Source organism: Arthrobacter sp. CDRTa11 (assembly GCF_026427775.1).
In the GTDB taxonomy this organism is placed as follows: Bacteria; Actinomycetota; Actinomycetes; order Actinomycetales; family Micrococcaceae; genus Arthrobacter.
In genome coordinates, this window is record NZ_CP044532.1 from 4,729,077 (window position 1) to 4,747,820 (window position 18,744).

The 18,744-nt window shown below is 65.1% G+C and carries 17 protein-coding genes; 9 read left to right on the forward strand and 8 right to left on the reverse strand.

What is annotated here, in order from left to right:
* Positions 1-38: 38 nt before the first annotated feature.
* The 3 genes from F8G81_RS21565 to F8G81_RS21575 all read right to left on the reverse strand — a co-directional run bounded on the left by F8G81_RS21565 (position 39) and on the right by F8G81_RS21575 (position 2,171).
* Positions 39-833, reverse strand: a complete 795-nt coding sequence (locus tag F8G81_RS21565) for a hypothetical protein (protein ID WP_267276668.1) — start codon at positions 831-833, stop codon at positions 39-41.
* Complete coding sequence (locus F8G81_RS21570) at positions 826-1,404, reverse strand: RNA polymerase sigma factor (protein WP_267276669.1); 579 nt, start codon at positions 1,402-1,404, stop codon at positions 826-828. The genes F8G81_RS21565 and F8G81_RS21570 overlap by 8 nt, the downstream gene beginning before the upstream one ends.
* Positions 1,405-1,532: 128 nt before the next feature.
* On the reverse strand, positions 1,533-2,171 hold the full coding sequence (locus F8G81_RS21575) for a protein tyrosine phosphatase (RefSeq protein WP_267276670.1): 639 nt from the start codon (positions 2,169-2,171) through the stop codon (positions 1,533-1,535).
* Positions 2,172-2,315: 144 nt separating this feature from the next.
* Here F8G81_RS21575 and F8G81_RS21580 point away from each other — a divergent pair, with 144 nt between their 5' ends.
* Positions 2,316-2,909 (forward strand): DUF5655 domain-containing protein, encoded by a 594-nt coding sequence (locus tag F8G81_RS21580; RefSeq protein ID WP_267276671.1) that lies wholly within the window; start codon positions 2,316-2,318, stop codon positions 2,907-2,909.
* 62 nt (positions 2,910-2,971) lie between these two features.
* On the opposite strand, the gene F8G81_RS21585 is transcribed toward F8G81_RS21580, so the two are convergent.
* Entirely contained in the window at positions 2,972-3,823 is an 852-nt protein-coding gene (locus F8G81_RS21585; RefSeq protein WP_267276672.1) for a DMP19 family protein, read from the reverse strand.
* Positions 3,824-4,158: 335 nt separating this feature from the next.
* Here F8G81_RS21585 and F8G81_RS21590 point away from each other — a divergent pair, with 335 nt between their 5' ends.
* The 5 genes from F8G81_RS21590 to F8G81_RS21610 all read left to right on the forward strand — a co-directional run bounded on the left by F8G81_RS21590 (position 4,159) and on the right by F8G81_RS21610 (position 8,766).
* Complete coding sequence (locus tag F8G81_RS21590) at positions 4,159-4,461, forward strand: hypothetical protein (protein WP_267276673.1); 303 nt, start codon at positions 4,159-4,161, stop codon at positions 4,459-4,461.
* Between the two features lie 232 nt (positions 4,462-4,693).
* Positions 4,694-5,113 (forward strand): heavy-metal-associated domain-containing protein, encoded by a 420-nt coding sequence (locus F8G81_RS21595; RefSeq protein ID WP_267276674.1) that lies wholly within the window; start codon positions 4,694-4,696, stop codon positions 5,111-5,113.
* A gap of 58 nt (positions 5,114-5,171) precedes the next feature.
* The gene (locus tag F8G81_RS21600; protein ID WP_267276675.1) at positions 5,172-7,310 is read left to right on the forward strand and encodes a heavy metal translocating P-type ATPase; all 2,139 of its coding nucleotides are present in this window, start codon (positions 5,172-5,174) and stop codon (positions 7,308-7,310) included.
* Positions 7,311-7,416: 106 nt separating this feature from the next.
* On the forward strand, positions 7,417-7,956 hold the full coding sequence (locus F8G81_RS21605) for a hypothetical protein (protein ID WP_267276676.1): 540 nt from the start codon (positions 7,417-7,419) through the stop codon (positions 7,954-7,956).
* A gap of 186 nt (positions 7,957-8,142) precedes the next feature.
* Positions 8,143-8,766, forward strand: a complete 624-nt coding sequence (locus F8G81_RS21610) for a DUF305 domain-containing protein (protein WP_267276677.1) — start codon at positions 8,143-8,145, stop codon at positions 8,764-8,766.
* Positions 8,767-8,800: 34 nt separating this feature from the next.
* On the opposite strand, the gene F8G81_RS21615 is transcribed toward F8G81_RS21610, so the two are convergent.
* From F8G81_RS21615 to F8G81_RS21625, 3 genes are read right to left on the reverse strand one after another with little or no spacing between them, the layout of a single operon-like run.
* Positions 8,801-9,784, reverse strand: coding sequence for an ABC transporter ATP-binding protein (locus F8G81_RS21615; RefSeq protein ID WP_267276678.1), 984 nt, complete (start codon positions 9,782-9,784; stop codon positions 8,801-8,803).
* On the reverse strand, positions 9,785-10,633 hold the full coding sequence (locus F8G81_RS21620) for an ABC transporter permease (RefSeq protein WP_267276679.1): 849 nt from the start codon (positions 10,631-10,633) through the stop codon (positions 9,785-9,787).
* Positions 10,626-11,420, reverse strand: coding sequence for an ABC transporter permease (locus F8G81_RS21625; protein ID WP_267276680.1), 795 nt, complete (start codon positions 11,418-11,420; stop codon positions 10,626-10,628). Before F8G81_RS21625 ends, F8G81_RS21620 begins: the two co-directional genes overlap by 8 nt.
* 162 nt (positions 11,421-11,582) lie before the next feature.
* Here F8G81_RS21625 and F8G81_RS21630 point away from each other — a divergent pair, with 162 nt between their 5' ends.
* The gene (locus F8G81_RS21630) at positions 11,583-15,062 is read left to right on the forward strand and encodes a DEAD/DEAH box helicase (protein ID WP_267276681.1); all 3,480 of its coding nucleotides are present in this window, start codon (positions 11,583-11,585) and stop codon (positions 15,060-15,062) included.
* A gap of 110 nt (positions 15,063-15,172) precedes the next feature.
* Positions 15,173-16,321, forward strand: a complete 1,149-nt coding sequence (locus F8G81_RS21635) for a glycoside hydrolase (protein WP_267276682.1) — start codon at positions 15,173-15,175, stop codon at positions 16,319-16,321.
* 151 nt (positions 16,322-16,472) lie between these two features.
* Here the strand turns inward: F8G81_RS21635 and F8G81_RS21640 are convergent, their stop codons facing one another.
* Positions 16,473-17,762 (reverse strand): ammonium transporter, encoded by a 1,290-nt coding sequence (locus F8G81_RS21640; protein ID WP_267276683.1) that lies wholly within the window; start codon positions 17,760-17,762, stop codon positions 16,473-16,475.
* A 441-nt stretch (positions 17,763-18,203) separates the two neighbouring features.
* Here F8G81_RS21640 and F8G81_RS21645 point away from each other — a divergent pair, with 441 nt between their 5' ends.
* Positions 18,204-18,674 (forward strand): sensor histidine kinase, encoded by a 471-nt coding sequence (locus tag F8G81_RS21645; protein WP_267276684.1) that lies wholly within the window; start codon positions 18,204-18,206, stop codon positions 18,672-18,674.
* Positions 18,675-18,744: the final 70 nt, after the last annotated feature.

Sequence of the window (18,744 nt, forward strand, 5' to 3'; positions counted from 1 at the left end):
GTGCCTTGGAGTTTGAGCTAGGGCGGCCCAGACTCGGGTTAAGGGGTGTGGCCGGGCAGGGGCACAGGCGGGGTGGCCGGAAGCGGCAGGGCCGGAGTGTTTCCCTCACCATGGAGCGGCCCGCCGGGAACCGCCGGCGTGATGTTATCCGGCACGTGGACTTCCGGGATGGTTACCTTCGCTGAGGGGCCAGGAACCGAATCGTGCTCCGCACCGTGCGTGGCTTCGGTCTCCGGGACTTTTGCATCCTGGACCGGGGCAGTTGGCTCAGCCGGAGTGGTCGATGCTGGCTTGCCGGGCTGGGCAGACGCGGGCGCGGGAACCTGGGCCGGTTTGGTCGCTGGTCCTGCGCCCATGGTGGAAACGAACGACGTCACCGCCTGGTTCAGCTGGCCAAAGGAGTCGCGGACGCCCTGGTCCGAAGCCGCGGCAACGGCTCCTCCGGCTGCCAGAGAAACTGCCACGGAAAGAGTGGTGAGCGCGATCCGGCGTTTGGCCCGGCGCCGTGCCGCCAGTTCGTCGGTCACTTTTCCGGAGTCGGTGGTGGCAAGAGAAGCGTTTTGGGCCGTCGAGGCTGAGGAAGTTTCCTGGATTGACGGTGTTGACTGGACTGCTGGAAGAGCGGCAGTTGACTGAATTGCCTGGACAGCAGCAAGCCGGGCAGTTGCCGGGGCCATGAGGGCGGCCACGGCGGCCGAGGGCTCGGGCTGATTGGCGCCCAGCGCCTGCAGCTCAAGCAGGACCGGGCGGAGCGCGCCGTCGTCGTCCAGTTCTGCCTCCAGCAGCAGCTGGTCAACAGTCCCGTTAGTGCGGGAGCCTGCGGTGTCACTCATGATGTGCCTGGTTTCTTTTGAGCGTCTGGTCCTTGAGATTTTGCAGCGCCCTGCGCTGGAGCTGCTTGATGGCACCCTGGGACTTGCCCATGATGCCGGCCACCTGTTCGATGGAGAGGTCTGCGACAACCCGCAGGGCAAGGACTTCACGGTGGTCGTCAGCCAGGCCGTCCAGCAAGGCAGCCGCCCCGCCGTCGTGGCCCAGCGCGTGGTCCTCGGCCGAGGCGGTGCTGCGCCCGTCCTGCAGCGGGTCATAGGGCGTGAACTCCGGCCTGCGCTCCACTTTGCGGTAGTAATCCACCATCCGGGCGTGGGCGATGGAAAACAGTAGCGACTTTGCGCCCTGGAGTCCGCCGGTGAGATCGCCGATTTTGGGGAAGAAGGCCAGAAAGACGTCCTGGGTGACGGCTTCGGGGTCATCAACTCCACGGGCGCGGAGGTAGCCCAGCACAGCGCCGGAGAACAAACGGTAGACAGCGCTAAAAAGCACAGCCGGATCCGCGCCGGCTGTGTCTGCGAATATCTCGATGTCGTCTTCGGCCAAAGTGTCAAGCACCAGCGGCTCCTCCATCCCGGGCAGCTGACCCGCGCGTCCCGGTATCCGCGCGGACTGCTCCGCGGCCTCCTTGGGCTGCCATATGGACTGCGGGAACCCCGCCCCTTGGGGGCCAGGTTCCCGCAGACCACCCTAGCTGAAGGCTAGTGGTGGGCCGAAACGGCCGGAGCGTCCACGACGTTGCCGGGAACTGCAGGAACGGCCGGAACGGCGGGAACCGCAGGCGCTCCGTCAACAGAAGGAACGGCCGGAACGGCGGGAACGGCAGGAACAGCCGGAACCTCTGCCTTGACGGCGGCGGAGCCCATGGCGGCAGCCTCGGCGTCAGCGGCAGCCTTGGCCTTCGCGGTGACGTCGGTGCAGAAGCTTTCGATGTTAGCTTCGCCGTCGGCGGCAATGGCCAGGGAGGCGAAACCCTCGGAGTTGGCGTTCAGGCCACCGTGGGTGAAGGCGGTGCACAGTCCGAAGGTGGCGGCGCCGGCTGCGTCCACTGCGGTACCGGCTGCGGCGGAAGCCTTGGCTTCAGCGGAAACCTCGTCGCCGGACACTGCGGTCTTGGCGGAGGCGTCTGCGGCAGCATCCGCGTCTGCCTTTGCAGCTGCAGCCACGTCGTCGGCCAGCTTCGGGGCAGGGGCGCCGAGCAGTTCGTGGGCGGTCTGCTGGGCAGCCGCGGGAAGCACGCCTGACGTGGCGGCGACGGCGGTGCCGCCGACTGCCAGGGTGCCTGCGGCCAGTACTCCGGCTGCGATCTTGCTGGTGGCGAGAACAGTGAACAACGACATAAAGACACTCCAAAAGCTAGAAACAATGTGGATGCGGCTCCGGGGAGCCAATCACCACCTACATCGCTGGCAGGAGCGGGAAAGTTACGGTTGTCCCAAAATTTCTTTGATCATCGCCCTGCAGGACGGGATTAGGATCAAGGCATGCCCAAGACTCCGGAGCCCCAAAAGACCGCGAAAACGTGGCAGACAATGGTGGAAAGCAACCAGGCCCTCCTCCTGCGGAAGTCAGGGCACGACATCGCGTACTGGGTGGAACGGGCACGCGCGGAAGGCATCCAAAACGACGCGCAGCTTCGCGACTGGATGCGCGATCAGCACGGCATCACGGGCTACGCGCAGTACGCCGTGTCCTGGGAACTTTTCGGCTATCCGGACTTCATGCTGCAGGACGCCGATGAGCTGATTGAGGGCCAGTACAGCCAGCACCCGGAGCTGCGCCCCATCGCGGATGCCCTCCTGGCCTGGGCCTCGGCCACTGACGGTGTGGGGATCCAGATGCGGAAGGGATACGTTTCCCTGCACAGCCCGCGGCGCAAGTTCGCGCAGATCACCCGCACCACCAACACCGCCGTGGACGTGACCCTGCGCCTGGATGCCCCCGCGCAGGGACGGCTGGAGGCCATCAAGGTCCGCCCGGACGACGCCTTTGACCGCCGCGTCCGCCTGACGTCGGCGGATGACGTTGACGCAGAAATCCTGGACATCCTGGCCGCGGCCCTGGACCAGAACCGCTAAGAAGCCCGCCGGCGGGTTCCCGGCAATCCGCCCGGGCCGGGCCCCGCCGTCGAACTCGTGGCCTACGCGTCGACCATGTCCCCGTCAGCCTCTTCGAACTCAACGGCGGCCACGATTTCCTGGGTGACCGGGTTGATCATGAACGCTTCGTCGCCTTCCTCCACCATGAGGAAGTCTCCATGGTCCGTGCTGAAGTGCCAGGCCAGCGTCTTGTCCCCATGGTGCAGGTAGTTGGGGTCGCCCATGGTGATCTTCTGGAGACTGTAGCCGGCGATGTTGCAGAGTTCACGAATGACAATCTCGAAGTCCGGCGCATTCTCCAGGGCCTCGGCATCGGCCCGGGCCTGACGCTGGGCGAGGTCCGGAATGAGAGCCACCAGGCGCTCAATGTGGGCGGTAAGGCCGTCGTCGTCGAGCACCAGCAACGCGTCCTGCCCGCGGAGCCAGGCGGCATTCAGGGCAGTGACGTTCTCTGTTTCCAGAAGCTCCTCGAAGTCGCCGTCGAGCTCTTCCATCCGGAGGACGCCGTCGGGGGTTTCCTCATCTTCGTCCAGCCCGCCGTCGAGATACCGTTCGGCGTCTTCCTCGGACAGGGCATCGAATGCCTCAGCGGTCCGGTTGAACAGGTCCAGGTGGGCGGTGGCCCCCATGCCCGCCAGGCCCTCGCGGATCAGGGTGTCACTTTCCGCCCGGTCAGGGGATGTGAACACGTACTGGGCGAACCCGCCCTCCAGGGACTGGGTGAGGTAGAAATCCACGTAGTAGCTGCGGAGGGCCGCGGGGGAAATTTCGCTGGAGTGCAGCAGTTCCCGGTGCATGGCATCAACCACCCGGACATTGGAATCCACAACCTCCTCATTGCTTGCTTCGATGCTGTCGGCGGTCAGAACGACGGGCTGCTGGCTGGTGGTCATGGGATTCCTCACTACTGAAAAACGGTGGTGCTTGGGACACTTTTCACGCTACGGGGGCGGGGCAGACCACCTGTTGAGGAGGACATGAACGTCAAGCGAAGTTTCGGAGACCCGTGGAAGTGGAAACAGGACCGGCGCCTCCGCGCGTACCTGCTGAATGGATTACAGCGGCGACATGCCAAGGCATCTTGCGGCAGCAGCCCCGCGCATTTAGGTTCGGAGCATGGCCGCACCCTGGGGATCCGCCGGTGAAGGAAACCGTTCGACGCCGGCACCACTGTCCGTGGCGCGGCCCGCCACACCTTCATGTCCCTGACTGTTGAAAGGCCAAACCCATGCAACCCGATCTCGGCCAGCTCGCAGCTAACGAACACGCAAACTTGGCCGCCACACTGCTGTCATCTGCCGAGGCGGCGCTGCTGGAAAATCCCGGCAGCACCGAAGCCCATGTGGCACTCGCGCAGGCGCACGCCACGCTGGCCCTGGCGCTTGAAACACGCGCAGCGGCGTATGACACCCGCACGGCCACGTACGTGGCCTATCTGGCGACGCTGCCCACCGGAAACCATGCGGACAAACAGCATGCTGCCGTCGTGGGGAAACTGGTCCGCGACCGGCTTGGCTTCGAACCGGCCTGACTCGCCGGCAGATCTGGGGCAGATTCGGGCAGGCCGCAGGACACCTGCGAATAGAAGGACGTTTGAGATAACGACCTCCCTTGCAGCATTTCCGTTCCCTTGACTTGCATACCCCCTGGGGGTATATTTTTCAGTGTTGTCAGTGAAGTGGTATGTCCCGGCGATGCCTTGCACCGCCATCACAGCCGTTCAACCCCAGCACCCATCACCTTCTTCAAGGATTGGAACTGACATGCGTGGATTTGAACACCTGACCCCCTTGCCGTTGGCCACCGCCGGCCAGAGCTGCTGCTCCCCGCACAGTGGAGGCGGACACGGCAAGCCTGTCCAGCTCAAAGCTGACGAGCTGAAACCTGGCGGAATGAAAGCTGGCGAGGAGAAGGCCGTTGAGGTCAAGGCAGCCGATGTTGAAGCTGCCAATGTTGTAGCTGCCGAACGAACTGAGTTCGGCCTTGAGGGCCTAACGTGCGGGCACTGCGTCCAGACTGTGGAAAAGGCCGTCACCCGAGTGGAAGGCGTGGAAGCCGCCTCGGTTGAACTAGTCCCAAGTGGACGCTCACGGCTGGTCATCGCCGGAACACCGGATGAAGCAGTCATAAACCACATAAACCAGGCTGTCACAGCAGCCGGATACACCCTCATCAGCCACTGACTACTACGGCCTGGCCACGGTCATGGTGCCCGTCACAGGCCGCGCCTGAGGATTGATCATGGAAGACCACAACCCCCATCACCACAACCACACTGCCAGTCACGGGACCGTCACTGAAAGGCATACGCCGGCGCCTGCAGCAAACACCGTGCCGGACCTTCATCAGCACGGCGGCCACGGCGGCCAGGATGACCACGCAGTCCACACCCAGGGTCAGCATGCCGGGCACAGTACCGCCATGTTCAAGAACCGGTTCTGGCTGACGCTCGTCCTGTCAGTTCCCGTCGTCTACTTCAGCCCCATGGTGGGCCACCTGCTGGGCTACATGGCCCCCACGTTCCCTGGGTCGGCCTGGATTCCGCCAGTCCTCGGAACGGCGATCTTCGTTTATGGAGGACAGCCGTTCCTCACTGGCGGCCTTCGGGAGCTGAAGGCCAGGCGCCCTGGAATGATGCTGCTGATTGCGATGGCCATCACTGTCGCGTTCGCAGCATCCTGGACCACAAGCCTGGGCATCGGCGGGTTCGACCTGGACTTCTGGTGGGAGCTGGCCCTGCTGGTTGCCATCATGCTCCTGGGCCACTGGCTCGAAATGCGCGCCCTTGGCTCAGCGCAGGGAGCCCTGGATGCCCTGGCGGCCCTGCTGCCCGATGAAGCCGAGCGGATCTTGGGGGACAGCACCGAAATCATTCCGGTCGCGGACCTCCGCGAAGGCGATACCGTCCTTGTCCGCTCCGGCGCCAGGATGCCGGCGGACGGCACCATCGTGGGCGGGCAGGCCGAGTTTGACGAGTCGATGATCACGGGAGAATCCAAGACAGTGCCCCGGGGCGCCGGAGACACCGTGGTGGCCGGCACGGTGGCCACGGACAACAGCGTCAGGGTGCGTGTGACCGCCGTCGGCGAGAACACCGCGCTGGCGGGAATCCAGCGTCTCGTCGCCGAAGCGCAGGCTTCCTCATCGAAGGCACAGGCGTTGGCTGACAGGGCTGCGGCGTTCCTGTTCTACCTCGCGGCTGCCGCTGGCATCATCACCTTTGTGGCCTGGACCCTGTTGGGCAGTGTCCCTGAGGCAGTTACCCGCACGGTCACTGTGCTTGTGATCGCCTGCCCCCATGCATTGGGCCTGGCCATTCCCCTGGTCATCGCCATTTCCACGGAGCAGGCCGCCCGGGCCGGAGTGCTCATCAAGAACAGGATGGCTCTGGAACGCATGCGCACCGTTGACGTCGTCCTCTTCGACAAAACGGGCACGTTGACCAAGGGCGAGCCCGAGCTGACTGACGTCGCCGCTGCCCCGGGTGTTGATGCCGATTCGCTGCTGGCACTGGCAGCGGCCGCGGAGTCCGACAGTGAACACCCTGTGGCGCGTGCCGTCGTTCGCGCCGCCCGGCAACGCAACCTGACCGTCCCGTCCGCCACCGGTTTCAGCTCGCTGACTGGCCGCGGCGTGCGTGCCGAGGTGGACGGCCGGACCGTCCATGTGGGCGGCCCTGCCCTGTTGCGCGAGCTTGGCACCGCCGAACCTGATGAGCTTGCCCGCTCCACCGACGCCTGGATTAACCGGGGCGCCGCGGTGCTGCACGTCATCGACGGCGGCAGGGTCCTGGGCGCAGTCAGCCTGGAAGACGCTGTCCGGCCTGAATCCCGCCAGGCGGTGGCTGCCCTGCAGAACCGGGGTGTCAAGGTAGCGATGATCACCGGCGACGCCCGGCAGGTGGCCCAGGCAGTCGCGGAAGACCTGAACATCGATGAGGTCTTCGCCGAGGTCCTTCCTGCGGACAAAGACAAGAAGGTGGCAGAACTTCAGGCGCGTGGCCTGAAAGTGGCTATGGTGGGCGACGGCGTAAACGACTCGCCCGCGCTGGCCAGGGCCGAGGTGGGCATCGCTATTGGAGCCGGCACCGACGTGGCGATGGAATCGGCAGGGGTTGTCCTGGCCGGGAATGATCCGCGGGCCGTCCTCTCGATGGTGGACCTGTCCAGGGCCAGCTACGTGAAGATGTGGCAGAACCTCATGTGGGCCACCGGTTATAACGTCCTGGCCATTCCGCTGGCAGCTGGTGTCCTCGCCTTTGCTGGAATAGTACTGTCTCCGGCTGCCGGCGCTGTCCTGATGTCCGTGTCAACCATCGTGGTGGCCCTGAACGCCCAACTCCTGCGGAGGATACGGCTAAATCCCTCCACAGTCAGTTGAACTCCACTGCGGGTTGAAAGAATCAAGCGTTGATCGAGCGGTACCGGCCGGGTGGACGTCCGGCCGGTACCCTCATAAACAGCAAGCGAACGGAAGGGGAAGCAGCATGACCACAGCTGGGCGCCGGCTCATGATGACCTTCCTACAACGCAGAGGCTTTCAGCGAACCTGGCTCCAACGGGGTTTCCTGATCGCTGTGGTTCTGGCCATCGCGGCGGGGATCTTCGGAATGCATGTCATGACCGGCGGCAATCATGCCGGGCACTCCCCCACTGTGGCCCCGGCCCCAGCTGCTGCAGCCAAGAGCACGGCAGACACCCACGACACGGCAGACATTCATCCGGGTGCCCATGGAGCAGCCCATGACACGGCAACCGGATCCGAATTCCAGCACTCGTCGCTGTCGGAACCTCAGTCCTACACCTACTCGACAGAATGCACGTGCCAGACAGAGTGCAGCGGCGCCCACGCCATGGGCATGGAGTGCGTCCCTTCGGCCAAAACAGGCTCGCTGGCGGCACCGCACCCCGGAACCGCGGCCCTGGCCTTCAACACGGGCCATGGAAGCTCCAGTACACCCACCGCTGCTTACGGCTACCTGCCGGAGGGTCCTTCTCCCGGTGAGCTGTCCATCAGCCGGACGTAAACAGCCGGACATAAACAACCGCGGCGACGGCGCTAGGACGGCCGCCAGACTGCAATTCCTCCTGGTACTCCTTGCTGACCCCACACGCCGACATGCGTCCCGCGTGTGGCACGGTCTGCCGCATTCCCGATGACAAGCTCACCCCCGGCCCCTTGCGGCCGAACAACTTGAAGGACCTGATTTTCCATGAACAAAAAACTCCTGACCCTTTCAGCAGCCGCCTTCGCCGCCGCTGTCACCTTGGCGGGCTGCGCCGCCGATTCCGGCTCCACACCGGTGCCAGGGATGAGCCACGGCGGCTCCGGGATGAGCCATGGCAGCTCCGCGCCTGCCGCATCAGCCGACCACAACGCCGCAGATGTGAAGTTCGCGCAAATGATGATTCCGCACCATGCGCAGGCTGTGGAGATGAGCGACATGATCCTGGCCAAAACCGAAATTCCCGCCTCCGTCACCACCCTTGCCACGAAGATCAAGGAAGCACAGGGCCCGGAAATCGACACGATGACCGGCTGGCTTAAGAGCTGGAATGAGCCCACAGAGATGGCGTCCGGCCACTCCATGAGCGGCCATGGGATGAGCGGCATGATGGACGAGGCGGCCATGAAGGAACTTCAGGCCGCCCAGGGAACCGATGCCGCCCGGCTGTTCCTCACCCAGATGATTGCCCATCACGAAGGGGCAGTGACCATGGCCAAGGCCGAAACAAGTGAGGGCAAGAATGCCGAAGCAGTAGACCTGAGCAAAAAGATTGTGACCGCACAGGAAGCCGAAATCAAAAAAATGCAGGAGCTCCTGGGCACCCTCTGAGACGGGCCTGGCTCAACGTCTGGAATCCCCGGTTCTACCGCGCCGCGGTGTACAGCCGCCGCACCAAGTCTTCGATATCCGGTTCGTGGAGCGATAAGTCGGCCACGGCAGCCGTTGCCGAAACTGCCGTCAGCAGCGCCGCGGCCGAGAGCTGGCGGGGGTCGAAGGTGATGCGGTGCCGGATGTCCTCCGCCTCAGTCCCGAGGTGGGTGGCGCCGTGGGGCAGGACCAGGCCGTCTGCTGGCAATGGCGAACTGAAGTCGACCACCATGGTGCGCCGGGCCTCCGCAACTTCCGCGAGCCCGGTGAGGGGACCGTCGAAGGCGATGGCGCCGTCGTCCACTACCAGCACGCGCTGGCAGAGCCGCTGGACATCACTCATGTCGTGGGTGGTCAGGAGCAGCGTGGTGCCGTGTTCGCGGCGCTCGAAATCCAGGTACCGGCGCAGGCTCTCCTTGCTGATCATGTCCAGGCCGATGGTGGGCTCGTCCAGGATGACCAGCTCGGGCCTGTGCCGCAGCGCCGCCGCCACCTCTCCGCGCATGCGCTGCCCCAGCGACAGCTGGCGGACGGGGGTCCCGAGAAACGGCTCAAGGGCCAGCTGCGCCGACAGTTCCTGGAACCGGGGCCGCCAGCGGCTCTCCGGCTGGCGGTGCATGGCCCCCAGGATGGGAAAGGAATCCTGGAGCGGCAGGTCCCACCAGAGCTGCGAGCGCTGCCCGAACACCACGCCGATCTTTCGGGCCAAAGCCTGGCGCTGAGGGACCGGCTGCAGTCCGCAGACAGAGACGCGCCCTGAGGAAGGCACCAGGATGCCGGTGAGCATCTTGATGGTGGTGGACTTCCCGGCTCCGTTGGCGCCGATATAGCCCACGGCTTCCCCCTGCTCCACCGTGAAGCTCACGTCCCGGACGGCGTGCACTGTCCGCCGTCGGCGTTTGAGCCGTTTGAGCCCACGCCCCGTCCCCGGTTCGGCGACGGTAAAGTTCCGGCTCAGCTGCTCCGCTTCGATGATCATCTAGCCTCCTGCTCCGGTGTACTTTTTGATGGCCGCCCGCCACAGCAGCAATGTAATCGCCCACAGAACGACGGCGGCAGGCAGTCCCAGCCAGCCCGTCCAGCTGGGTATTCCGGCCGGACCGTCAAGCCCGAGCAGAACCAGGCTGGGGGCGTACGCCACGAGAGTCGCAGGGATCACGAACGTGAAAAAGACCTGCAAGGGAAGGAAGAGTGCGGCGCCGGGCATCGACGCCACATACCGGCCGCCGTAGGTAAAGGCATTCGCGAACTGCCGTCCGTCCAGGAGCCAGAACTGCAGCGCCCCCGCCCCGACAAACAGCGCCCCAAAAATCCCGGCACCGGCCAGGGGCGTTGTGATGAACAAGGCGACCTTCCCCGGATCCCATTGAATGTCTGTCAGGAACAGGGCCGCAGCCAGGGCCACCAGCGCGAAGACCAGCCGGCCCACCCGCCGTAGCTGGAAGTCGGAGGTCATCAGCTGCAGCAGGACAGGCAGCGGCCGGACCAGCAGGACCTCCAGCTTTCCCATCCGGATGGCATCACTCATGGAGTCGGTTTCGCCCAGCAGCAGATCCGCGGCGGAGAAGCCCACCGACGCGAAGCCGAACACCAGCAGGGTCTGGGCAAAGGTCATGCCCCCGAAGGCCGGGACGTTATGCACGATGGCGTACAGCTCCACAAACTCGGTGAGGGCCAGCATCACCTGGCCGGCGACGTCGGCGGCAAAGCTTCCCCGGTACGCCGTCTGCGAGCGCAACCGTGCAGACACCAGGAGCCGCAGCAGCTTGGCGTTGGTCACCGGAGTGCTGTCCAGTGCCGGCGCTCCGGCAGTTTCAGTTTCAGCCACCCTGGACCACCAGCTTCCGCGAGCCGTACCGGACCATCAGCTGGGTGCCGGCCAGCAGCACCGCCAGCCACAGGAGCTGGACACCCACCAGCGCAAGGCTCTCTCCGCCGTCGGTCCTTCCGGCCAGAATGTCCACCGGGGTCTGCAGCATGGAGGGGAGCGGGGTGGCGCGGGCGAAGTCCAGCATCCATTGCGGGAACCACGTCACGGGAACCAGGAATCCGGACAGCAGGTTCATCACCACCATGTACAGCATCCAGTAGCCGCGGATTTCAACCACCCAGAACGCCAGCAGGTTGATCATAAAAAAGCCCAGGAAATTCAGGGTGATGGCGGCCATGATGGAGACGAAGCCCAGCACGTACGGGCCGGCATCGGTGGGAAGGGAGAGCCCAGTGACAATGGCCCCGACGATCAGCGGCGGAACTCCCCGGGGCAGGACGTCAAAGGCCGCCCGCCCCATGTCCTGCGCCCAGTAGGAGGCGGTCAGGTTCACGGACCGGGAAAGGTCGACGGCGATGTCCCCGCTTTTGACCCGGCCGGCCAGTTCCGCGCTGCCGAAGAGCCCGAGCGGGGCCAGGAGCGCCTGCCCCAGCCACACATAGGTTGCCGCCTCAATTGCCGAGTAGCCCCCGATGGCGCCGCCCGCCGTCGAAATGGCCGAAAGCAGCAGGGAGGCCCGGATCAGGCCGAAGACTGTATTGGTGAAAGCGCCATACAGCGCGGCCAGGCGGTACGTGGAATGGCGGCGGAAGGATGACTTGGCCAGCTCCCAATACGCGCGCACCGGTCGAGTCTACCCGGGCACCTGGTTCCTGCCGCCGTCGAATTCGGGGGAACGCTGCGAGGTCGCCGGGCCACGGACCCTCGCCGGGCGAACTAAGATGGATCAGATAACCTCCGATCGGACACGGCCCCGCCGTGGCCTGCTGAAAGTAGCGCGCACACCATGCCATCCCAACCGGACGAGAGTGCGGCACTGGCAATACAGACTCCCGCCATCAACGACCGCTCGCTCGCGGCCGGACTGGCCTATGCCATGGGAAGCCGCGTTTCCGGGATCTCGTTCGACGCCACCACCGGCCTCATGCTGGGCAAGGTGCGGGGAGGCGCTGACGTTCCCTATTCCACCACCGCCAAGCTGGTCCGCAAGGCCGGCGGCTGGAGCTGCACCGTTGGTGTGTGCAGCTGCCCGGTACGCAAGGACTGCAAGCACGTGGCCGCGCTGCTCTTCGCGGCGGAGGACAACCCTGCCACCCGCGTCCAGCTGCTGGCACCGGCGGAGGTTTCGCGCCTCTCCCGCCAGCCCGCCACGTTCGAGCTGGCCGACTGGGAACAGGCCCTGAGCCCGCTCATCTCCCAGCCCGGCATCACCCAGTCAACCAACGGCATCCCCCTGGCACTGCAGTTCGAGATTGAAGAACCGGCCCCGCACTTCTCCTACACAGGCCGCCGCGACCCGCTCCGCAGCGTCCGCCAGCTCAAGGCCCGGCCCGTGATCATGGGCACCAAGGGCAAGTGGATCCGCGGCGACGTCTCGTGGAACACCCTGAGCTACCTGAACTTCCGGCGCGAATGCAATGAGGCGCACGTGGAGTGGATGCAGACGTTCCTGGCCGCCCACACCGCCGCCGCCAACCGCCTGCACAACTCGTCCGCCCTCTGGCTGGGGCTGAACACCTTCGCGGGAAAGAACATGTGGGGCCTGCTGGCAGATGCCCAAAAGATCGGCCTGGCCCTGGTCCACAGCCGCGGCAGTGAGCCGGTGCGGCTCGCAGAGTCCCCCGCCGCCGTCGGGCTTAATCTGAGCCGATACGGCTCCCCGGCCAACGGAAATGCCGCAGACGGCCCGCCCGCTGACACTGAAAAGACGGACGACGGCGGCGGGCTGGAGCTCGCTCCCACCATCACCGTTGAGGGGGTGGAGGTTGACCCCGCAGCGGTGGGGACCATCGGCCGGCCCGCGCACGGCATCTTCCTGACCACCGGAGGGGAGGCCCTGCCCGGTGTTGCCGCGGACAATGTGATCACCCTGGCGCCGCTGGAGAACGGGCTGAGCGAGGAACTGCTGACCTTCGTCACCGCAGGCAGCACCCTGCACATCCCCGCGAAGGACGAGACTCGTTTCCTCACCGGTTTCTACCCCAAGCTCAAGCAGGCCGCCCGGGTCACGGCCAAGGATGAGTCCGTGGAGCTGCCCACGCTGGCTGTCCCCACACTCTCGCTGCTGGCCAACTACGGGGCCGACCACAAGGTCCGGCTGCACTGGGAATGGCATTACAAGTCCGGCACCCTGGTAACGGCGCAGCCCCTGTGGCGGCACCCCGGCGACCACGGCTACCGTGATGACCTCGCCGAGGCCCGGATCCTGGAAGGCGTTGGCCAGCCCTGGGACCTGGTCCCTGCCCTCGGGGAGTCCGCTACCGGCGGCTGGGGCACTCCGCGGCTGGCGGCTTCGGCCGAACTGGGCGGTCTGGACACCCTGGCGTTCACCGAGGACGTGCTGCCCATGCTCCGCCGCACCCCGGACGTTGTGGTGGACACCTCCGGCGACATCGCCGACTACCGCGAAGCCGAGGAAGCCCCGGTGGTGTCCATTTCCACCAAGGCCACCGAGCAGCGCGACTGGTTCGACCTCGGAATCCAGATCTCGCTTGAGGGCCAGCCGGTCTCCTTCGCCGCGGTGTTTTCCGCCCTGGCGGCCGGGCAGACCAAAATGCTGCTGCCCAGCGGCGCCTACTTCTCACTCGACCTGCCTGAGCTGCACCAGCTGCGCGCACTGATCGAAGAGGCCCGTTCGCTGCAGGACAACAAGGACGCGCCCCTGCAGATCAGCCGTTTCCAGGCCGGCCTGTGGGACGAGCTGGCCCAGCTGGGCATCGTGGATGAGCAGGCCGCTGCCTGGCGCTCGGCCGTGGGTGGACTGCTGGAAGGCGGCGTCAAAGGACTGCCGCTGCCTGACTCCCTGAACGCCGAGCTGCGTCCGTACCAGCTGGAAGGCTTTAACTGGCTCACGTTCCTGTACCGGCACAGCCTGGGCGGGATCCTCGCGGACGACATGGGCCTGGGCAAAACCGTTCAGGCCATCGCCCTGATGTGCGCGGCCAAGGAGCACGCTGCCGGCGTTTCCTCGGGTCACGCTGATGCTGACGATCCAGGCCCTTCACCGGAAACAGCGTCCGACGGCGGCACTCCCTTTTTGGTGGTGGCCCCCACCAGCGTGGTGGGCAACTGGGCAGCCGAAGCGGCTCGTTTCGCCCCGGGCCTGACGGTGAAAACCATCGGCGAAACGTTCGCGAAGAACAGCAAGGATGCCGCACTGGCGCTGGCCGGCGTGGACATCGTGATCACCTCCTACGCCCTGTTCCGGATCGACTACGACTCCTACGCGTCCAAAACGTGGGCCGGGCTGGTCCTGGACGAAGCCCAGTTTGTGAAGAACCACCAGTCCAAGGCCTACCAGTGCGCCCGGAAACTGCCGGCAGCATTCAAGCTGGCCATCACCGGCACTCCGCTGGAGAACAACCTGATGGAGTTCTGGGCGCTGACCTCCATCGTGGCGCCGGGCCTCTTCGCCAGCCCCAAGCGGTTTGCCGAGTACTACCAGAAGCCGGTGGAAAAGAACGGCGACAAGGGGCAGCTGGAGAAGCTCCGCCGTCGGGTCCGTCCGCTGATGATGCGCCGCACCAAAGACCAGGTTATCCAGGACCTGCCGCCCAAGCAGGAGCAGATCCTTGAAGTGGTGCTGAATCCGCGGCACCAGAAGGTCTATCAGACCCACCTGCAGCGCGAGCGGCAGAAAATCCTGGGCCTGATCGAGGACGTTAACAAGAACCGCTTCACCATCTTCCAGTCGCTGACCCTGCTCCGTCAGCTCAGCCTGGATGCCTCGCTGGTGGATCCGTCGCTTTCCGGTGTTCGGTCCAGCAAGCTGGACGTGCTCTTTGAGCAGCTGGAGGACCTCGTAGCGGAAGGCCACCGGGCTTTGATCTTCAGCCAGTTCACCGGGTTCCTGGGCAAGGTGCGCGAGCGGCTGGTGGAGGAAAACATCGAGTTCTGCTACCTCGACGGCAGTACACGGAACCGTACCGACGTGGTCAATGAGTTCAAGAACGGCTCTGCGCCTGTCTTCCTGATTTCGCTCAAGGCCGGCGGATTTGGCCTGAACCTGACTGAAGCCGATTACGTGTTCCTGCTGGATCCGTGGTGGAACCCGGCGTCCGAGGCCCAGGCCGTGGACCGAACCCACCGGATCGGGCAGGCGCGGAACGTGATGGTGTACCGGCTGGTGGCCAAGGACACCATCGAGGAAAAGGTCATGGCTCTGAAGGCACGGAAGTCTCAGCTGTTCGCGGATGTGATGGAAGGCGACGCCCTCTCCGGTGGAGCCATCACCGCCGAAGACCTGGCGGGCCTGTTCAAGGAATAGCCCCTGACAAGGCGTAGGAACTGCGGGTGGACGTAGCGGCGCACCCATCGCCGGCACACCAAATCGCCCCTATGCTGTAGTCAGCCCGAAACTACAACGTTGGAGAAGACGTGCCCCAGCACCAGCCATCCGAAGAAGGCCCCGCCACCCATACACTTCCCCTCCTCCCTGGCGGCTCAGCGTATGAGCGGTCCGGCCCCGCTCAAGCGGTGGGGGCCCGCAGCGCTTTTGCGGGCCAGGGGCGTTCGTACAGCTCAGGACAGGGGGAAACCTCGGCACCGGCCCAGCCGCTCACTCCCCTGCGCCCCGATGCTTTCACAGTCCCTTATCGTGATCCCCGCTGGGACGGCCCCACGGATCCCATCCTGGTCCCGGACCACCTCACCGGCGACTGGGTCCTGTTCTACACGCAGCGCCGAGCGACTGCGCCCGGCCTGACCGGCGTCGAGTGGGTGCACGGCACGGAAATAGGCGTGGCGAGATCGTCCGACGGCGGCCTCAACTGGCGCTACCAAGGCACGGTTGACGGACTGGTGCCCCCAGAAACTGAACTCCCCGCTACTCTCTGGGCGCCCGACGTCGTACGGATTGGTGACCATTGGATCATGTACCTGACCGTCCTGGGCGGGGTGCGTACGGACTGGACCGGTAACGCGTCAATCGTCCAGTTCGCCAGCCAGGATCTGGTGAACTGGGAGTACCTCGGCGCCCTGGACCTGGATTCGCCGCGCGTCATTGACGCCGCGGTGGCCCTGTGCGGCGACGGCCGCTACCGGCTCTGGTACAAGGACGAAGCCCGGGAGTCGAAAACATACAGTGCCGTCAGCGACACCCCTGGGGATCCGTCGTCGTGGGCTCTTGAAGGCCTCACCATCCCGGGCCGCCCACATGAGGGGCCCAAGGTCTTCCAGCTGGAGGGAAAGTTCTGGATGATCGTAGACGAGTGGCGAGGCCAGGGTGTTCATCGGTCGGGGGACGGCGCGGGAGGCTGGACCCGGCAGGAACACCTCGGCGGGCTCATCCTGACGCAACCGGAATCCGTAGATGGACGGCCGGTCGTCGGACGACACGCGGACGTGGTTCCCCTCGCACCCGCGGAGGACGGCGGGGAACGTGCCCTGCTGGTCTACTTCACGCACCCGTATTGGGGTGGGGAGGACATCGACACCATGGCCCCTGACCCCAGGACGCACCTGAGCCACATCCGGGCGGCAGTACTGGAAGTTCGCGACGGAAACCTGGTCTGCACCGAGCACTAGCTCCGGGCACCGGGCACCGGGCACCGGGCACCGGGCACCGGGCACCGGGCGCCCACAACAGAGGGCCGAACCACGGAACTATAAGCCAGCCGCTGCTGGCACCGGTCCGTGGTTCGGCCCTCTGCCTGACTCGAATGAGTCCCTTTTCGAATTAGCTGCGGTGCGGGGAACCCAGCTCCACCGGGTCTTCGTCCGTAAGGTACGCCAGCTCGGAGTGGGCGGCGAGGTCGATGCCGCGCATCTCATCCTCCGGCTTGATGCGCAGGCCAATGGTCCGGTCGAGGATCTTCGCCAGGATCCATGTGATGCCGAACGAGTAGGCCAGCACCGTCACCGTGGCCAAAGCCTGGACACCGAGGAGCTCGACGCCGCCGCCGTAGAAGAGGCCGCTTACTCCATTCGGAGCCGCGTCGGTGGCGAACAAACCGATGAGCAGGGTGCCCAGGATGCCGCCGACCAGGTGAACGCCCACCACGTCGAGTGAATCATCGAAGCCCAGACGGAACTTCAGCTCGATGGCGAGGGAGCATACCGCACCCGCTATGGCTCCGATGGCGAGGGCGCCGAGGGGGCTCACGGCACCACAGGCAGGGGTGATGGCAACGAGTGCCGAGATCAGGCCCGAAGCTGCACCCATGCTGGTGGCGGCCCCGCTGCGCAGACGTTCAACCAAGGCCCAGGCAAGGAGTCCGGCCGAGGCTGCAACGGCCGTGTTGAGGAAGACCACCGAGGCGGACTGGCCGGCCGAGAGTGCCGAGCCGGCGTTGAAACCGAACCAGCCAACCCAGAGCAGCCCGGCCCCCACCAGCACCAGGGGCCGGCTGTGCGGCTTGGTGTGTTCCATCTTCGGCCAGCCGGAACTCTTGCCCAGCACCAGGGCCAAGGCGAGCGCCGCGGCGCCGGCATTCATGTGAACAGCGGTTCCGCCTGCAAAGTCGATCGCCTTGATTCCGCTGGCGATCCAGCCACCGGTAACGCTCCCGTCCGCAGAGGAGAAGGCGAACACCCAGTGTGCGATGGGGAAGTAGACGATGGTGGCCCAGATCCCGGCAAACAACATCCAGGCCCCGAACTTCATGCGCCCGGCTGCCGCTCCCGCAACCAGGGCAGTGGTGACGCAGGCGAAGAACAGCTGGAAAGCCGCGAAGAGGATCACCGGAATGGATGCTGCCTCATCGGCTTCCATCAGCTGACCCATGCCGGGGAACTCCGTGATGTCTCCGATGAGGCCCAGGCCTCCCACTGAATTTCCAAAGGCCATCGAGTAGCCAAACAAAGCCCACAGAACAGCAACCAGGCTGGCCCCACCGAAGCACATCATCATCATGTTGAGAATGCGGCGAGACCCCACCATGCCCCCATAGAACAAGGCCAGGGCGGGGATCATCATGCAGACCAGTGCTGAACTGGCCAAAATCCAAGCGACATTTCCCGAATCCATGGGAAACCCCTTTCGTGATGCGAAGAGAGAACGGAAATTGCCCGTCAGAGCCGCTCCGGAGGAAGATCGCGGAGTCTGCACCGCGGTCGTCGGAGGGCAGCTATTGCCGTCTGGTTCCAACTGTATGGCGGCATGTGGGCGGTGGGTTTCCGGCTGGTTAAATCAACGTTTCAGTCGCAGATACCGGAGTTTCACCTGTAACGCTGATGCCTCTGGGGGCGCCGGGGCCGGGGTGCACAGCGCCGGAGAAGCGTGGTGCGCAGCACCGGGGCCGGGACATCACCTGGCCTTGCTTGCCAAACCCTGCCTGAAACCTGCCCTTCCACTGCGCCATAGTGCCGGAACCCTTGATCGTTGAGGTCCATGGTTATTTCAACGGCACACCGATCCAGCCGGACCAGGTGGGCGAATCCGTAAGATGCAAAGGAAGCAGGGACAGCCGTGAGCCACACAACAGTTCTGGACCAACGTACCGCCGGCGCCGTCACTCATGACCTGGCCGTTGACTTCCATACTCTGGGACTTGCTGGCTGCATCGACAAGCTGACTGCTCCGCTGCGCCAGCAAGGTGTTGCGGTGCACTGGGAGACCCCTCATCACGGCATCGAGATTCCCGCAGCCTGCGCCGCCTTGCTGTATCAGGCTGCACAGGAAACACTCACCAACGCTTCCAAATACTCCAGGGCAACCGCACTCACCGTTCGCCTGGCAGCGGTTTTCCATGGCGTTCGACTCACCATCACCGATGACGGCGTGGGATTCAGCGCCGACAGCAATGCCAACAGCCGGAGCAATCACGGCTACGGCCTCCGCCTGATGGCCATGGCCGTCCATGAAGCCGCCGGCACCATCACCGTGGAGTCCGCCCGCGGTGAGGGTACCCGGGTGTGTATCACCCTTCCGCTTGACTGACAACAGCCCGTACTGACACCAGACGGACCAACACCAGCTGTACCAACAACGTCCGGACCAGCAACGTCCG

Bases quoted from the DNA above. Each gene is read 5' to 3' on its own strand.
- F8G81_RS21580 (WP_267276671.1), top strand. From the start codon at position 2,316: ATGCCCAAGACTCCGGAGCCCCAAAAGACCGCGAAAACGTGGCAGACA.
- F8G81_RS21640 (WP_267276683.1), bottom strand. From the start codon at position 17,762: ATGGATTCGGGAAATGTCGCTTGGATTTTGGCCAGTTCAGCACTGGTC.
- F8G81_RS21615 (WP_267276678.1), bottom strand. From the start codon at position 9,784: ATGATCATCGAAGCGGAGCAGCTGAGCCGGAACTTTACCGTCGCCGAA.
- F8G81_RS21600 (WP_267276675.1), top strand. From the start codon at position 5,172: ATGGAAGACCACAACCCCCATCACCACAACCACACTGCCAGTCACGGG.
- F8G81_RS21605 (WP_267276676.1), top strand. From the start codon at position 7,417: ATGACCACAGCTGGGCGCCGGCTCATGATGACCTTCCTACAACGCAGA.
- F8G81_RS21595 (WP_267276674.1), top strand. From the start codon at position 4,694: ATGCGTGGATTTGAACACCTGACCCCCTTGCCGTTGGCCACCGCCGGC.
- F8G81_RS21590 (WP_267276673.1), top strand. From the start codon at position 4,159: ATGCAACCCGATCTCGGCCAGCTCGCAGCTAACGAACACGCAAACTTG.
- F8G81_RS21585 (WP_267276672.1), bottom strand. From the start codon at position 3,823: ATGACCACCAGCCAGCAGCCCGTCGTTCTGACCGCCGACAGCATCGAA.
- F8G81_RS21630 (WP_267276681.1), top strand. From the start codon at position 11,583: ATGCCATCCCAACCGGACGAGAGTGCGGCACTGGCAATACAGACTCCC.
- F8G81_RS21565 (WP_267276668.1), bottom strand. From the start codon at position 833: ATGAGTGACACCGCAGGCTCCCGCACTAACGGGACTGTTGACCAGCTG.
- F8G81_RS21570 (WP_267276669.1), bottom strand. From the start codon at position 1,404: ATGGAGGAGCCGCTGGTGCTTGACACTTTGGCCGAAGACGACATCGAG.
- F8G81_RS21575 (WP_267276670.1), bottom strand. From the start codon at position 2,171: ATGTCGTTGTTCACTGTTCTCGCCACCAGCAAGATCGCAGCCGGAGTA.
- F8G81_RS21610 (WP_267276677.1), top strand. From the start codon at position 8,143: ATGAACAAAAAACTCCTGACCCTTTCAGCAGCCGCCTTCGCCGCCGCT.